Annotated in this window: 15 protein-coding genes and 2 pseudogenes; 11 read left to right on the top strand and 6 right to left on the bottom strand. The window is 71.5% G+C overall.

All coding sequences use genetic code 11. The features are described 5' to 3' along the window. Nucleotides 1-352: 352 nt before the first annotated feature. The gene (locus tag ACRWNP_RS00535; RefSeq protein WP_431958839.1) at nt 353-1774 is read left to right on the top strand and encodes an ATP-binding protein; all 1422 of its coding nucleotides are present in this window, start codon (nt 353-355) and stop codon (nt 1772-1774) included. Nucleotides 1775-2001: 227 nt separating this feature from the next. On the opposite strand, the pseudogene ACRWNP_RS00540 reads toward ACRWNP_RS00535, so the two are convergent. Next, nucleotides 2002-2253, bottom strand: a pseudogene (locus ACRWNP_RS00540) (site-specific integrase); the annotation flags it as partial. A 523-nt stretch (nt 2254-2776) separates the two neighbouring features. Here ACRWNP_RS00540 and ACRWNP_RS00545 point away from each other — a divergent pair. Both ACRWNP_RS00545 and ACRWNP_RS00550 read left to right on the top strand, forming a co-directional pair. Then, nucleotides 2777-3310 (top strand): SigE family RNA polymerase sigma factor, encoded by a 534-nt coding sequence (locus ACRWNP_RS00545; protein ID WP_431958840.1) that lies wholly within the window; start codon nt 2777-2779, stop codon nt 3308-3310. 20 nt (nt 3311-3330) lie between these two features. Further along, nucleotides 3331-4194: a hypothetical protein gene (locus ACRWNP_RS00550; protein ID WP_431958841.1), complete on the top strand. Its 864-nt coding sequence runs from the start codon at nt 3331-3333 to the stop codon at nt 4192-4194. Between the two features lie 74 nt (nt 4195-4268). Here ACRWNP_RS00550 and ACRWNP_RS00555 read toward each other — a convergent pair whose 3' ends face one another. Beyond that, nucleotides 4269-5117 carry an alpha/beta fold hydrolase gene (locus tag ACRWNP_RS00555; protein WP_431958842.1) on the bottom strand — a complete coding sequence of 283 codons (849 nt, stop codon included), beginning with the start codon at nt 5115-5117 and terminating at the stop codon, nt 4269-4271. A 198-nt stretch (nt 5118-5315) separates the two neighbouring features. Between ACRWNP_RS00555 and ACRWNP_RS00560 the strand changes: the two genes are divergently transcribed. From ACRWNP_RS00560 to ACRWNP_RS00575, 4 genes are all read left to right on the top strand, one after another. Then, entirely contained in the window at nt 5316-5819 is a 504-nt protein-coding gene (locus ACRWNP_RS00560; protein ID WP_431958843.1) for a MarR family winged helix-turn-helix transcriptional regulator, read from the top strand. 97 nt (nt 5820-5916) lie between these two features. Further along, entirely contained in the window at nt 5917-6468 is a 552-nt protein-coding gene (locus tag ACRWNP_RS00565; RefSeq protein ID WP_431958844.1) for a SigE family RNA polymerase sigma factor, read from the top strand. Further along, a complete protein-coding gene (locus tag ACRWNP_RS00570; RefSeq protein WP_431958845.1) occupies nt 6461-7036 on the top strand; it encodes a hypothetical protein in 576 nt (191 codons plus the stop codon). The genes ACRWNP_RS00565 and ACRWNP_RS00570 overlap by 8 nt, the downstream gene beginning before the upstream one ends. 110 nt (nt 7037-7146) lie before the next feature. Beyond that, complete coding sequence (locus ACRWNP_RS00575) at nt 7147-7737, top strand: hypothetical protein (RefSeq protein ID WP_431958846.1); 591 nt, start codon at nt 7147-7149, stop codon at nt 7735-7737. A gap of 77 nt (nt 7738-7814) precedes the next feature. On the opposite strand, the gene fmdA is transcribed toward ACRWNP_RS00575, so the two are convergent. The 3 genes from fmdA to ACRWNP_RS00590 form a co-directional block, all read right to left on the bottom strand. After that, complete coding sequence (fmdA, locus tag ACRWNP_RS00580; protein WP_431958847.1) at nt 7815-9062, bottom strand: formamidase; 1248 nt, start codon at nt 9060-9062, stop codon at nt 7815-7817. Nucleotides 9063-9133: 71 nt separating this feature from the next. Further along, the gene (locus ACRWNP_RS00585) at nt 9134-9763 is read right to left on the bottom strand and encodes an AmiS/UreI family transporter (RefSeq protein WP_431958848.1); all 630 of its coding nucleotides are present in this window, start codon (nt 9761-9763) and stop codon (nt 9134-9136) included. 137 nt (nt 9764-9900) lie between these two features. Next, on the bottom strand, nt 9901-10179 hold the full coding sequence (locus ACRWNP_RS00590; RefSeq protein ID WP_431958849.1) for an FmdB family zinc ribbon protein: 279 nt from the start codon (nt 10177-10179) through the stop codon (nt 9901-9903). Between the two features lie 612 nt (nt 10180-10791). Here ACRWNP_RS00590 and ACRWNP_RS00595 point away from each other — a divergent pair. Further along, nucleotides 10792-11223 carry a hypothetical protein gene (locus ACRWNP_RS00595; protein WP_431959218.1) on the top strand — a complete coding sequence of 144 codons (432 nt, stop codon included), beginning with the start codon at nt 10792-10794 and terminating at the stop codon, nt 11221-11223. Nucleotides 11224-11375: 152 nt separating this feature from the next. Beyond that, nucleotides 11376-11891 carry a hypothetical protein gene (locus ACRWNP_RS00600; protein WP_431958850.1) on the top strand — a complete coding sequence of 172 codons (516 nt, stop codon included), beginning with the start codon at nt 11376-11378 and terminating at the stop codon, nt 11889-11891. Between the two features lie 270 nt (nt 11892-12161). Here ACRWNP_RS00600 and ACRWNP_RS00605 read toward each other — a convergent pair whose 3' ends face one another. Beyond that, nucleotides 12162-13412, bottom strand: coding sequence for a ferritin-like domain-containing protein (locus tag ACRWNP_RS00605; protein ID WP_431958851.1), 1251 nt, complete (start codon nt 13410-13412; stop codon nt 12162-12164). Between the two features lie 264 nt (nt 13413-13676). Between ACRWNP_RS00605 and ACRWNP_RS00610 the strand changes: the two genes are divergently transcribed. Both ACRWNP_RS00610 and ACRWNP_RS00615 read left to right on the top strand, forming a co-directional pair. After that, entirely contained in the window at nt 13677-14231 is a 555-nt protein-coding gene (locus tag ACRWNP_RS00610) for a cysteine hydrolase family protein (RefSeq protein ID WP_431958852.1), read from the top strand. A 48-nt stretch (nt 14232-14279) separates the two neighbouring features. Continuing rightward, nucleotides 14280-14459 (top strand): annotated as a pseudogene (locus ACRWNP_RS00615) (TIGR00374 family protein); the annotation flags it as partial. Between the last annotated feature and the right edge of the window lies 1 nt (nt 14460).

Raw genomic sequence — 14460 nt, forward strand, 5'->3', positions numbered from 1 at the left:
GTGGCGCTCGCGCTGCGCGGGCCCGGCTGGCACGCCCCGTTCCAGCCCGTCCCGCCTTCCGTCGGATGGGCGACCGTCACCCCCGGGAGACCAGCGGCACGGCGTCGGTGTGGCGGTTCAGCGCCGCCAGTGTCCGCCGGGCGCTGGACGCCGGCCGCACTCCAGAGGACATCGCAGCCGATCTGGCCGCCGTCGCCGCCGGGCCGCCTGGTGCCACCTTCGGGACGCCGAGCGCGTTTTCACACTCTCCCGCATCCACAGCGTCATGAGCGCTGCACCTGAATGAGGAAGAAATGGTATCGACAGCGATAGTATCTTTGCCGATACCATTGCTCACGGGAGGGAGGCTTGAATGCGACGTTTCATCGGTCGGGACCGCGAGCTGAACGTGCTCGGCAGCGCCCTGCGGTCGGTCCACGATGCCGTCGGCGCGGCCAAGCCGGGACAGTGCATCCTCATGCGCGGGCGGAGGCGAGTCGGCAAGTCCAGCCTCGTCGAAGAATTCCTCCGGCGCACCGAGGTGCCGTACCTGTTCTTCACCGCGGCGGGCGGCTCGGCGGAGGATGAGCTGACGGAGTTGCTCGACACCGTCGCGAGATCCACCCTGCCGGAGCGGGCACTGTTCTCGGAGGAGACTCCAGAGCAGTGGAATGCGGCGTTCAGGCTGCTCGCGGAGATCCTTCCCGACGACGGCCCGAGCGTGGTCGTCATCGACGAGGTTCCGTACCTCATGGACCGCATCGATGCCTTCGAGGGCATGCTCCAGCGGGCGTGGGACCGTCTGCTGAGCCGTAAACCCGTACTTCTCCTCCTGATCGGGTCCGACCTGTCGATGATGGAGGCGCTGAACAGCTACGACCGGCCCTTCCACCAGCGGGGCCGGGAAATGGTCGTGGGGCCGCTGAACCCGGCCGACATCGGCGAGATGCTCGGCCTTGAGCCGGCGGCCGCCTTCGACGCCGCCCTGATCACAGGCGGACTTCCGCTGATCTGCGCGGAGTGGCGGCCCGGAGCCGACATCTGGGAGTTCCTCCGCGACTCGCTCGACAACCCGATCTCCGCGCTGCTCGTCTCCGCCGAGCGGTCACTGGCCGCGGAGTTCCCACCGCAGGCGATGAGCCGGGAGGTCCTACGGGCCATCGGAAGCGGCGAGAGAACCTTCACCAACATCGCTCGCGCGGCGGGCGGCATCGCCCACACCACGCTCACCCGAGCCTCTGACGTCCTGACCGAAAAACGGGTGGTGGCAGCCGAGCTGCCCCTCTCGCTGAGACCGTCGAAGGAACGCCGCTACCGCGTGGCCGACCCCTACCTCCGGTTCTGGCTCGCGTTCCTGGATCCACACATGGCGGAGATCGAGCGCATGCGGGGAGATCTCACACTGAGCCGGATCAAGGAACAGTGGACAAGCTGGCGGGGGCGTGCGATCGAGCCCCTCGTCCGGGAATCCCTCGCCCGCCTCCTGCCGGACGGGCTCCTGCCCGCCACCCCGGCGATCGGCGGCTACTGGACCCGCAGCAACGACGTCGAAATCGACCTGGTCGGCGCCGACCGGCAGCCGGTGGCCAAGGAACTGCTCTTCCTCGGTTCGGTCAAGTGGCTGGAGAACTCCGCGTTCGACAGTCACGACCTGGCCGCGCTCCAGAAGCACCGGGCCGCAATCACCGACGAGCCGGTACCGCTCGTGGCGGTCTCGCGCAACGGGACCACCTGTTCCGGGCTCCAGGCGGCGTACGGACCCGGAGAACTGCTCGGCGCCTGGCGCAGGGCGTAAGCAGGGGATGGACTCCTGTGGTTGCAGTTCTGGTTGCAATCACCCCCGTCCAGGCCCGTCCGGACAGGGCCGCCACGAACGCTCCGCTGCAGGTCAGGACGGGTACGACCCCCGCCGGACCCTCGTACGAACATTGGGAAAGCGTGTTGGGGGCAACCCCTCACGAGTTCGAATCTCGTATCCTCCGCCAGTGCCTCACCGGGCACGTTGCCGAAGGGCCCCACCGGTCACGGTGGGGCCCTTCGACGTTCTCCGTCTCGGTTGGTGTCCGGCGAGCTCCACAGCGCGTCGCCAACCTGGCGAGCCACGTTCTTCAGCACGGGTCCGGTCACGTGCATGTATCGCGTGCGCATCCGGGCCCAGCCCCCAGGTTCCCTACCCGTGATCGCGTCCACGACGACATCAGGAACGCCGAGCAGAAGGAGGACCGTCGCCGCGGTGTGGCGAGCGTCGTGCAGCCGACCGTCCCGTACTCCCGCGACAGGGGACAAGCCTGCACGAGTTGCCGGCAAGCGTACGGCCCCCTGTCCATGCTCGACCCCAGCCCAAGCAGGCCACCGGCCAAAGCTCGCGCCAACGCCCGCGCGCTTCAGCTACCGCCGGCCTGCCCGTCCGTTCACCACCACTGGAGGATCCCTGCGCACACCGCCACATTCCTGCTGCGGAGCGCGCTGGGCCCAGGTGGCGGGCTGGTGGTCATAGGGGAGCTGACCCGCCAGGCTTCTGGACCGGGCTGGAGGAAGCCGCGACTCTTCTCCGCAGTGGCGGCTGCGTTGCTCGCCGCGCTTCTGACCATCTAGACAAGCAGCAAGACCCAGACCGACTGCGCTACCAGCTCCGGATCTGCTTGAAGGGTTGCCAGGCCGTCATGTGAACGGTCTGGGCCTTCGTCGTCGAGCCCGGGCGCAGCGCGGTGAAATCGGGTTTCAACCTCCAGCGGCCGAAGGCGCTCTGAACACGAGTGAGGGACAGGGCCCGTGCGGGGCCCCGAGAGGAGACCAGATGCCGGAGAACGGCAGGGGCACGGGTGTGGCGGTGGATCCAGGAGCGCCGGAGAGCTTCGAGGCCTTCGCCAGGGCGAGGCAGAAGCGGTTGTACCGGACCGCGTACCTGCTGTGCGGGGACGCGGAGACCGCTCGGGATCTGACGCAGACCACGCTCGCCAAGCTGTTCCAGCACTGGCGGCGGGCGAGCGCCGCCGACCACATAGACGCGTACGCACGGACCGTGCTGACCCGTACCTACCTGGCCGAGCGCAGGCGGCGGCTGCGGGACCTGCTGGCGCACTCCCGCCCAGGTCCCGGGCCGGTGCCCGACCACGCCGACCTGCGGGTGACGTTGTTGTCGGCGCTCGCCGGACTGCCGCCCAGGGCGCGGGCCATGGTCGTGCTGCGCTACTGGGAGGACCAGAGCGTCGAGTCCGTCGCCACGCTGCTGAAGTGCAGCGAGTCCACCGTCAAGAGCCAGTGCTCGCGCTCCCTGGCCAAGCTGCGCGCCCAGTTGGGTGAGGCCCACATCTACGCCACGGGAAGCTGAGGAAAGCCATGGGAGACAACATGCGTGAGGCAGAGGACGGAAGCGCCCTGCTGGTGAGGGAGGTCATGGAGCACGCGGTGGCGGAGCTGCCACCGGTCCACGACCTGGTGCCGGCCGCGGTGGTCCAGGGCCGGCGCCGCAGGGCGCGGGCCCGGATGGCCGTCGCCGCCGCGGTCGCCTGCGCGTTCGGGGCCGTGGTCTTCGGTTCCGTGTCGCTGCCGGGCGGGGACGGCGGGGGCAGGACGGTCCGGCCCGCCGCCAACACCACGCCCTCGCCGCGTACGTCCGAGGAGCCGGCGCCGTACCGGACGCCGGTCCACATCGAACCCACCAGTGACACCGAGGAGTCCATGGCCGATCTGCCGCCTGCCGAGCGCGAGCGGCAGGAGGCGTTCCAGCAGCAGGCGGCGGTGCTCCTCGACGAACTCCTGCCGGACGCGGTCGGGCTGGTACGGCCGGTCGACCTCGCGGTGTGGCGCTACCAGGGCGAGACCCCGAAGGGGGAGGTGTTCACCGTCGCCCTGTCGGTAAGGCCCGCCGGCAGCGCCCCTGGAACGACCCGGCACGGGGCCACCTGCCCCGGGGAGCCCGGCTCCCTCAAGGGCGGCAGCTGCGAGCAAGGAACGCTGCCGGGCGGCATCAAGGCGGCGGCGTACCGCTTGGTCGACGGCTCTCCGGACACGATGTACACCCGGGTCCGCTTCGCCTACGGCCACAGCGACGTGGAACTCGCCGTCTACCCCGACCAGGACGCGAAGGTCTCCGCCCCGGTGACCGCGGGGCAACTGCTTGCGGTGGCGCGCGACCGGCGTTTCCTCGACCTGGTGCGCGTCGCCGACGCCGATCCCATGGAGAAGAAGCAGATCTCCGTCCGGGGCGGCTGAGCGACGCCCCGGGGGACGGCACGAAGGGGCCCCGGCCGGGATCCGGCCGCGGCCCCTTCAGGTCGTGAGCGGGGTCAGCGGACGGTGGAGCGGGCGGCCTGCTCGATGATGCGGGTCACCGCGCCGGGGTGGGAGACCGAGACGGCGTGGGAGGCCTTGATCTCGACGGTGTGGGCGTGGGCCCGCTCGGCCATGAAGCGCTGGGCGGCGGGGGTGATGTTCTTGTCCTGGGTGGTGACCAGGTCCCAGGAGGGGATGCTTCGCCAGGCGGCGTTGACGGCCTTCTCGTCGAAGACCGAGGCGGCCACGGGGCGCTGGGTGGCGGCCATCTGCTCAGCGACGGTCTTCGGTACGTCGGCCGCGAACTGGGCCCGGAACTTGTCGGTCTTGATGTAGAGGTCGGTGCCGGTGCCGCCGCCGGGGAGCGGGAAGGGCACGGGGTTGAGGGTCTCGCCGAGGGTGCCGCCGGGGAACTTGCCGGAGATCTGCGTGACGGTCTCGCCCTTGTCCGGGGCGAAGGCGGCTATGTAGACGAGCGCCTTGACGTTGGGGGAGTCGGCGGCGGCCTCGCTGATCACCGAGCCGCCGTAGGAGTGGCCGACGAGCACGACCGGGCCCCGCACGCTCTTCAGGAAGCTGTGGACGTACGCCGAGTCGCTCGCCAGGCCGCGCAACGGGTTGGCCGGGGCCACGACGGGATAGCCCGCGTGCTTCAGGCGGGTCACCACGCCGTTCCAGCTGGAGGAGTCCGCGAACGCGCCGTGCACCAGGACGACCGTGGGCTTCTTCTCCTGCGGGCGGTGCGCGGCCTTGGCGGCGTTCGCCGGGGCCGTGGCCGTCAGCGTGAGGGCCGCGACACCGGCGGCGGCGCCCAGGACGGCGACGCTCTTGCGGGTGGGGCGGAGGACGGTCTTGAGGTTCACGGTGGCTCCTTGGCGTACGGGACCCGGCAGCGCCGGACAGGTGGTCCGTCCCGGGGCGTCCGCTCCGGGCGATGCAGAGAAACCTAGCGTCCGTTTATCTTGTGCGCAAGTTAATCGAGTACGAGTTCATAGCTCGCGCGGAAGGTGCGACAATGTCCGCCGGAGCACCCGACCGACGACCAAGGAGGGGAGGGAATCGTGAACGACGACACCCGCGCACCCGGGAACGGCGACACCGCGGAGCCCTCGCTACTGTTGGACGACCATTTCTGCTTCACGCTGTACGCCGCCTCGCGCGCGGTCACCGGCGTCTACCGGCCCCTGCTGGACGCGGTGGGCCTGACCTATCCCCAGTACCTGGTCATGGTCGTGCTCTGGGAGCACCGCACCGTGACCGTCAAGGACCTGGTGGCCGCGCTTCACCTGGACTACGGGACGCTCACACCGCTGATCAAGCGCCTGGAGGCGCACGGCCTGCTCAGGCGGCAGCGCCGGGCGGACGACGAGCGGGTGGTCGAGGTGGCGCTGACTCCGGAGGGGACCGCACTGCGGGAGCGGATCCGCGCAGTGCCCCTGGCGATCGGGGAGGCCATGGGGCTGACCCGGGAGGAGATCGGGACGGCCCAGGACCTGCTGCGCCGGCTGACGGCCAACGTGGACCGCCACGCCACGGGCGCCGAGCCCGCCGCCACGACGCCGTAGCCGGCCGCTTGAGCGTGGTCGCGCCGGGCAACAGAATGGTCCCGCAGCGTTGATCACGTGCGTGCCGGGGCGCACGGTGTCCGGCGGGGGATGAGGTATGGGACTGCCCGAGGACCCTCCGGGGCGCGTGATGGGGGAGCGTGAGTTCGACGCGTTCTACAGCAGGAGTGTCCGCCGCCTCATCGGACAGCTGTACGCGATGACGGGCGACCTCGCGGAGTCGCAGGACGTGGTGCAGGAGGCGTTCGCCCGGGCCTGGGAGCACCGGGCCGAACTCGATCTGCACGGCGCGCCCGAGGCCTGGGTGCGCACCGTGGCCTGGCGCCTGGCCGTCAGCCGGTGGCGACGTGTGCGCACCGCGCTGGCGCTGGCCCGCCGGCAGGGTCCGCCCCCGGTCGTACCGCCGCCGGAACCGCACCACGTGGTGCTGGTCGAGGCGTTGCGGCGACTCCCGGAGGCGCAGCGGCGGGCCGTGGTCCTGCACCATCTGTGCGATCTGCCGGTGGAACAGGTGGCGGCCGAGACGGGCTCCCCGGTCGGCACCGTCAAGGTGCACCTCAGCCGCGGGCGGGCGACGCTCGCGCGGCTGCTGGCACACACGGAACTGGACCCCGAGGCGGGCCGACTTCCGGAGGGGAAGCATGGCTGACGGCAGCGAGCTGGGCAGGCTCCTCACCGAACTCGCCGAGTCCGGCCGGGGGCGGGCCGTGCCGGCGGCCGCGCACCAGGTGCGGGCCCGCGGCGAACGGCGCCGCCGCCGCGCGCGGACGGTACGGACCTCCGTCGTGGCGGTGCTCGCCTGCGTGCTGCTGGGAGGCGGCCTCGCGCTGGCCGGGGCCGCCCGGGTGCCGGAGCCGCCGGCGGTCACCCCGTCGCCGCCGCCCTCCCTCTTCGTCCGCCCGACACCCGCGCCGGGCGAGGAGTACGCCAGCGAACTGGGCTACGTCCACGGCGCGGTGGCCCAGGGCGACAGCGTGCGGGTCACCGTACGGCAGCTCCGGGCGGCCGCGGGGGGAACGCCGACGCCCACCGGCGTGGTGCACACGCTGACCCTGCCGAGCACGACGCTGGTCGAGACGCTCCGGCTGTCGGGCGGGCACCCCGCGGACCGGCAACTGGGCCAGCTGGTGGGACGGCTGGCCGGCGGTCCGCGGTGGACGTTCGAGATCGACTACGACGAGGAAGGGCGGGTGGCGTCCCTACGGGAGACCGGTTAGCGCGACGGGGAGTTGTTACCGGTCCATGACATTCCCGGTGTAACCCGCGTGGCGGGCCGGTGCGTAGAGCCTGTGCACGCCGCCCGTACCCGACCCGATGGGACCCCACTGTGTCTTCCTCGTCCTCCCCGCGCCGCGCCGCCGCCGGGCTCGCCGCCCTCGTCCTCACCACCCTCGCTCTCAGCGCCTGTTCCGGGGAGGTGGAGGGCGGCGGGGACACCGGCCGTACCGACGTGGCCGCCTCCTCCCCTGCCCCGGCGCCGACTTCGGCCCCCGCCTCGCCGTCGGCACCGCCCTCGCCGAAGCGCTCCGACGTGCCCTCCCCCTCACACTCCGCCCAGGTCCCCGCGCGCTGGGCCGGGAGCAAGCAGTTCGTGCAGGTCGACAACGCGTGGATCAAGGACGGGCGCACCTACCTCTCGGTGCGCCCCGCCCGGAAGGTGCCCGTGACGGGACGGATCGAGGCGTGGAACATACTCCCGGGCAAGGGTCCCTACACCACGGTGCGCATGGCCCCGGGGGGCCGGGTCCTGCTGTCGGTCCCGCTGGGCGACGACTCCGCCCCCCACGCCTACTCCCAGGCGCAGTTCATCAGCCGCTACTGGGCTCAGCCGGCCTCGTACCGGGGATCGCTGGGCTACGACGTCAGTTTCGACCTGAACGGTGAGGTGGTCAGGCTCCAGTCGCTCTACACCCCCTGATCCCTCGCGGGTACGGGCGCGGACGGGTCCCGGCCCGAGGGAAGGCCGGGACCCGGGTGTGCGGGGCGGTCGGGAGGTCAGGAGGTCAGCGCCGCCTGGCCGCGGTCCGCCCGCGTCGGTCCGGCGGCCGACGGCCGCACGTCGAAGTCGAACATGGCGGTCGGCAGGTACAGGGAGCAGCACGCGTTGGGGATGTCCACGATGCCGCTGATGCGTCCCTCGATGGGGGCGGAGCCGAGCAGCAGGTAGGCCTGCTCGCCACTGTAGCCGAACCTCTTGAGGTACTCGACGGCGTTGAGGCACGCGCGGCGGTAGGCGAGCGTCGCGTCGAGGTAGTAGTTCGTGTCCGTGTCGTGGTCGACGGAGATCCCGATGAAGGTGAGGAAGTCCGAGTAACGCGGTTCGACGTTGCCGGGCATGAACACCGGGTTGGTGGAGATGCCGTACTTCTCCATGCCTCCCTTGATCAGGTCGACGTGGAAGTCGATGAACCCGCCCATCTCGATGGCGCCGCAGAAGGTGATCTCCCCGTCGCCCTGGCTGAAGTGCAGGTCGCCGCCGGAGAGCTTGGCGTCCTTCACGAGCACCGGGTAGAAGACCCGGGAACCACGCGTGAAGTTCTTGATGTCGTGGTTGCCTCCGTTCTCACGGGCCGGCACCGTGCGGGCGCCCTCCGCGCAGATGCGCGTGGCGAGGTCGCCGGTCGCCGTGCCGGCGAGCGCGTGGGAGGAGTCCGGTGGGACGGCGAGCGGCGGGACGCGGTCGGGGTCGGTGTCGATGAGCGCCTTCTCGCGTGCGTTCCACCGGCCCAGCAGTTCGGCGGACGGCGCGGTCCCGAACAGTCCCGGGTGGGTGATGCCGGTGAAGCGGATCCCGGGCAGGTGCCGGGAGACCGCCTGCTGGCCGTGGAAGTCCCACACCGCCTTGTAGGCGTCCGGGAAGTAGTCGGTCAGGAAACCTCCGCCGTTGGCCTTGGCGAAGATGCCGGTATAGCCCCAGCCCTGGCCCGCGGCGTCCCCAGTCTGCTGGGGGACGGGGCCGAGGTCGAGGATGTCGACGACGAGCAGGTCGCCGGGCTCGGCTCCCTCCACGCCGATCGGGCCGCTGAGCATGTGGGGGATGGTGAGGTCGATGTCGCGGACGTCGTTGGCGGAGTCGTTGTTGCCGACCTGGCAGTCGGTCCAGTCCCGGCACTCCATCCGGAACTCGGCTCCGGGCTTCACCATGGCGGCTACGGGTATGTCAGGGTGCCACCTGTTGTGTCCCGGGGTGTCCTGATCGCGCATCGACTTGGTCTGGTCCACGCTGAAAACTACTTCGGGCATGACAGCCTCTCTTTTCTGATCCGGTCAGGACGGTGCGCCCGCGCCGCCGGACTGCCGGCCGGGCGGGGCGCCTAACCCGGCGACCCGGACGACGCGGCGGCCCGGGCCTGTTCTCGCGATTTCCTGGTGAGCGGCCACAGCGCCGCGAACACGACCACGCCGAAGGCACCCAGGGCGATGGCGATCTCCGTGGTGTGCTTCCAGTAGCCGGACAGCAGCAGCGCCGCGGGGATCACGCCGGTGACCCAGCCCTCGATCGCCGTCACCCAGCCGGTATAAGCGCCCAGCTCCGCTTTCCCGAGACCGAGCACCAGGAAGAAGAGAGCCCACAGGAACGCCCAGTACAGCCAGATGACACCGAACGGGTAGTCCTTGAAGAGATGGAAATTGACGAACGAGTACCCGAGGGCGGCTATCGCCACGAACAGGGAGTACCAGCCGACGCCGACACCCTCGATCTCCGCGAGAAGGACGATACCCACGTAGAGGTAGGTGAATCCGAAGAGGTAAAGCCCTGATGCCGCCAGGATTTTGTTCGGGTCACCGTTGGCCGTGAAGATGAGGTACGTCGGGGTCAGCACCTGCAGCGCACCCACGAAAAGGTTGAACACCGCCGCCGACTTGGGGTCGACCTTCTGCAGCAGCAGGAGGCCGTTCAGGAACAGCACCGCACCGACGAAGAGCAGTCCCACGTTTGCCACGGGGACGCACCTCCTAAGTCCGCGTGGGGACGGTTTGATACCGGCGCGCCACCGGATCCCGCCTCGGCGGGAGCAGCGTCCGCGCTCCGGTGTCGGCCCCCCTGAACAGCTATAACTCGCCAATCACCGCCCTTGGACTAGGGCTTGGGCAGCCGGGACAGCGCCGGATGGGGCCGCGGCGCCGACCGCTCGCGCGGCGGCGGGGCGGACACGACGTCCGGCGCCTCACGGGACTTCTCCTCCCGTTCGCGGGAGGCGAGGAGCCCGTGCGGCATGACGGCGAGGGAGGGCGAGGAGAACACGCGCCTGGACTCGCCCGCGCAGACGGGGCAGTCGTGGACGGCAGGTGCGGAACCTATCGCGAGTTTGACGTCGAAAGGCCCGCAGTTGCTGCAAAGGTATTCATAGGTCGCCATGAAGTTGCCTCCGGTCATCGGCGCACCCAGGTCAACCTCGACGTCTGCGACACACCCCGTTGAGCGCACGCCGGGGGAACAATCCCTATATCAAGGAGACGCCACGGCAAGACAGTTGTCAAGGTCGCCGGGAGGCGCCCGGAGTACGCCGGAAGGGAGTTCCGGAGTTCCCTTTACGGCGCTCCGGAAACATCCGATTCCATGCACCGATCCTCGTCCCTGCCCGGTCGGCGTATATACGTCTCCGGGGGCGCGAGCGCATTCCGGGCCCCCGGGGGAACGCCCGGAAGCCTTCCCGGACCGCCGCCCGCCCGCCCACCTGACCGCCCGGACGAGGGCCGGGCGAGGGCCGGACGAGGGCCGGACGAGGGCCGGACGAGGGCCGGGCGGGGCGCCGCCCCGCCGAATCCTGGGCGCGGGATGCCCGACCCGGCCGGTATGACCGCTGTGAGGCGGTTCACTGTGCTTTTCCTGGACGGACACCAGTCGCGCCTTTAGCGTTCATATACATCGGCCTTTTCCGTGAATGCAGTGGCAATGGCACCGCGCTCATCGGACGGCACACAACGCTTCGCGGAACAAGGCGAACGCCGGAGAGGTGGAGAAGTGAGCATGGACGCCGTGTGGGTCCGTGGCGTGAGCGGCCTTCAGATGCATCACGTCACCGACCTCCAGGACGCCGGCAGGTTCCTGGGCAACGCAGCCATGGCCCTGCGGGCCGCCCACGTGCGGACGGGCGCCGAGCGCTACGAGGGCCTCGCCGCCGAGCTCAAGGCCCTGGTCACCCGGGTACGGGAACTGGAGGACGAGGCCCGCTCCGCGATGCACGAGCTGCACGCGAGCGACCCCGAGCGCTTCGCCCGCTGCCGCGAGGGCCACGAGCCCTGGCCCGGCGAGATCCAGGCCGGGTTCATCCCCCGCCACACCTGCCGTGACGAGTGCCTCTACCACGACCGCGGCGTGCTCGAGGCGATCACCCAGTGCACCTGCGGCAGGCCGCCCTGCCAGGCCTGCGAGATCGGCGGGAAGCCCGTCATGAACTGATCCACCGCGCTTCGCGGCCGCTCCCGGGCGGCACGAGGGCCCCGGGCTCCGATGAGGCCGGGGCTCTCGTCGTGCTGGGACACCGTCGATCCGGATCTTGTATCGTCAGCGTCCGCCGACGGGCAGGCGCACGCGGGAAGGGACCCGACGGGATGAGGACGAGACGGTACGGCACGGGGGCGGCGCTGTTGTGCCTGGCAGCGGTCCTGGTCGCGGGGTGCGACGACGGTCCAAAGAAGGACGCGGCGCCCCCGCGGCCCTCGCCCACGGCCTCCGTGCCGGCGAAGGTCTCGGCCGCGGAGGAGGTCAAGGCGCGTCTGGAGGAACGCCTCGCGGTGGGAGAGCAGCGATTCGGCACGGGTGTGAACTCCCCCTGTGCGACCTCGTCGGCCCGGATGTTCACCGCGGACTGCCAGGAGGCGGCCGACGCGACCGCCGCCGCCGCGGACCTGGCGCTCGCCGAGATCGACGGGAGGGACGGCTTCGCGACGCTCGGCTCTGTCGCACGGAAAATCCGTACGGCCGCGGACACGTACGGGCGGCTCGGCTGCGCGCAGGGTCCCGCCGCGGCGGACGCCCGGAAGGCCTGCCTCGAGCCGGCCGCGGTCATCGCACAGGGTTTCCCCGACCTCAGAGTCGGCGCCAATCTGGCCCTGGCCGGGAGGTGACGGCCGCGGTCGGCGGACCGGTCCGGCCGGCCACGCGAGCAGGCCCGGCAGCGGCACGACCGCGACCAGCGCGACCGCCGCGATCGCGAGCCCTCGGGTGACCCGGCGGCGGGAGGGCATCCCGGGCACCTGGATGCCGGTGGCCCGGGGAAGGCGTGCGGTCGGCGCCGAGCCCCCCTGTGCGGGTCGCACTCACGCGGACACTCGGACCGGGCCGGGCGCAGGGCCCTTGTCGTCGTGGTGTGCGGCGCCCGCGTGGGGGTGCGCAGGCTACGGGCGGGGCGCCGCGCTCTCGCCCGGGCGGAACTGGGGGCCGTAGGTGTGGCGCCCGTCGCCGAGCGGGATCTCCATGAGGGCGAGGGCGGGCTCCTCCAGTTCCTCCATCGCCTTGATCGCACGGTTGAGCGCGCCGTGGTCCGCGGACTGCCAGGCGGCCTCCAGGTCGCGCAGCAGCTCGCCGTAGGCGGTGTCGAAGCGGCGCAGCAGGGCCGCGGCCTCGCGGGGCGGGTGGGGCCAGCCGCCCCGGGGGACCACGCCCATGGGGTGGACGTCCGGGAAGGGGATGGGCGGGCCGCTGAACGCCCACAGGCCGTCGTCCTCCTCCAGGGTGCGACCGTGGTAGATCTCGGCGAAGGCGTAGTAGTGGGCCAGCGCGCGGTTGCCCCCCGTGGCCTCGCCGGACGGCGCCTCGGGGGAGGTCGAGCTGCCCTCGCCCTGCTCCTTGATGATCTCCACGGCGGCCAGGACGTCGTCCAGGGTCCGCATCGGCCGCAGTTCGTCGGGGCCGATGCGCTGGCCGATCTGGCCGCGGACGCTGAGCTCGGGGCGGTGGTCGAGGAAGGCGGTGACGACCCCGTCGTAGAACTCGCCGATGGTCGGCGGCCCGGCGGACGGCTCGGGGAGCGGGGACTCCGGGGTCTCGATGGCCATGAGGACGTCCCGTACGTACGCGCGTGTCAGCCCGGAGAGGTACACCGTCAGCTCGCCGCGCACACCGCCGGGCAGGCGGGCGGGGTAGTCCGGAGTGACGCCGACGATCCGCGGCCGGCCGCCCACGGCGACGAGCATGTTGCAGGCCAGGCCCATGTGGAACATCTCGTCGGTGACGATGCCGCGGATCAGGTTGGCGACGGTGGCGGACCGGTCCCGCACCGACCACCAGGCGCACAGGTACGGCGGGATGGTGGCTAGTTCCAGCTCCACGGCCACCTGCAGGGCCCGCCGCAGCCAGTCGGTGTCGCGGGAGGGCGCCGGGACGGCCAGCAGACGGGCGACCACGCCGTGGGCGGCCGCCGCCGCGACGGCGGGGGCGACCGCCGGGGCCGCCGCGGCCGCTGCCGCGGCCTGGACCGTCACCGGCAACGACGCCGCGAGCGGGGCCGCGTTGGCGGCGGTGCCGAGGACGGCGGGGCTGACGGCGGCCGCAGCGGCCGACTTGACGAAGCCCCGGCGGTCGAGTGCCGGTGGCGCGGTGACGGCGGTCCCGTGCTCGTTGTCCTGGTCGTCCACCGGTTTCCTCACGCAGGTCTCCGTCCCCGGGAAGAATGACGCGCGGGGCACGGCACTCGGCGGACCCGCGAGGCTGGCGAAGCTACCAGCGAGGCCCTGGGCGCCGGGCCCGCGACGCCGCGCGAGCCGCCCATGCCGCCCGAGCGGCCCAACGCGCCCCGCCGACGCGCCCCCGCCCGCCTGACCTCGGCGCCGTCCCGGCGTGGGCTCCACGTCCGGCGCCGGGAACGTGCGTACGCTGCCCGGTGCCCCTCCCGAACCCGAGGACGTCCAGGCATGCACGACACCGGCGACGCCACCGCGCTTGTGGTCATCGACATGATCAACGCCTATGAGCACGAGGACGCCGAACTTCTGCTGCCGGCGGTGCGCGAGGCGCTGCCCGGGGTGTGCCGGCTGATCTCCCGGGCCCGGGAGGAGGGCGTGGACGTCATCTATGTCAACGACAACTTCGGCCGCTGGCGCTCGCACCACGACGAGATCCTCGACATCGCACTCTCCGGTCCGCACGCCGACCTGGTGGAGCCCGTGCGGCCCGACGCGGAGTCGCTGTTCGTCGTGAAGGCCCGGCACTCGATCTTCTTCCAGACCCCGCTGGAGTACCTGCTGGGGCAGTTGGGCGTGGGCCGCCTGGTGCTGTGCGGACAGGTCACCGAGCAGTGCGTGCTCTACTCCGCGCTGGACGCGCACATCCGCCACGTGCTCACCGTGGTCGCGCCGGACGCGGTCGCGCACATCCACCGGGATCTCGCGGACGCCGCGCTGCGCATGATGGAGCGCAACATGGGCACCCTCGTCACGCCCTCGTCCGGGATCGGGCTGCGCACCTGAACCCGGAGTGCGGGGCCGTCGCCTCCCGCACCCGTATGGGTGTCCTTCATGCGGCAGGGCACGGTCCTGGAACGGCTGCCGGCGGGACGGCTGCCGACGGCGCAGTTCGCCGCGGGCGCCGCGAACCACCTGCTGCCCGCGGGGATCGGGGCGAGAGCGGTCAGCCTGCGCTTCATGCGCGCGTGCGGGCTGCCGCCCGCCCGGTCGGCGGCGGCCATCGCGCTGTACC

The organism is Actinacidiphila sp. bgisy160 (assembly GCF_965342435.1).
Classification (GTDB): domain Bacteria; phylum Actinomycetota; class Actinomycetes; order Streptomycetales; family Streptomycetaceae; genus Actinacidiphila.

Coding starts and splice junctions, on each gene's coding strand:
- ACRWNP_RS00600 (WP_431958850.1), top strand. CDS start 11,376: ATGAGGACGAGACGGTACGGCACGGGGGCGGCGCTGTTGTGCCTGGCA.
- ACRWNP_RS00550 (WP_431958841.1), top strand. CDS start 3,331: ATGCGTGAGGCAGAGGACGGAAGCGCCCTGCTGGTGAGGGAGGTCATG.
- ACRWNP_RS00610 (WP_431958852.1), top strand. CDS start 13,677: ATGCACGACACCGGCGACGCCACCGCGCTTGTGGTCATCGACATGATC.
- ACRWNP_RS00535 (WP_431958839.1), top strand. CDS start 353: ATGCGACGTTTCATCGGTCGGGACCGCGAGCTGAACGTGCTCGGCAGC.
- ACRWNP_RS00565 (WP_431958844.1), top strand. CDS start 5,917: ATGGGACTGCCCGAGGACCCTCCGGGGCGCGTGATGGGGGAGCGTGAG.
- ACRWNP_RS00570 (WP_431958845.1), top strand. CDS start 6,461: ATGGCTGACGGCAGCGAGCTGGGCAGGCTCCTCACCGAACTCGCCGAG.
- ACRWNP_RS00545 (WP_431958840.1), top strand. CDS start 2,777: ATGCCGGAGAACGGCAGGGGCACGGGTGTGGCGGTGGATCCAGGAGCG.
- ACRWNP_RS00595 (WP_431959218.1), top strand. CDS start 10,792: ATGGACGCCGTGTGGGTCCGTGGCGTGAGCGGCCTTCAGATGCATCAC.
- ACRWNP_RS00590 (WP_431958849.1), bottom strand. CDS start 10,179: ATGGCGACCTATGAATACCTTTGCAGCAACTGCGGGCCTTTCGACGTC.
- fmdA (WP_431958847.1), bottom strand. CDS start 9,062: ATGCCCGAAGTAGTTTTCAGCGTGGACCAGACCAAGTCGATGCGCGAT.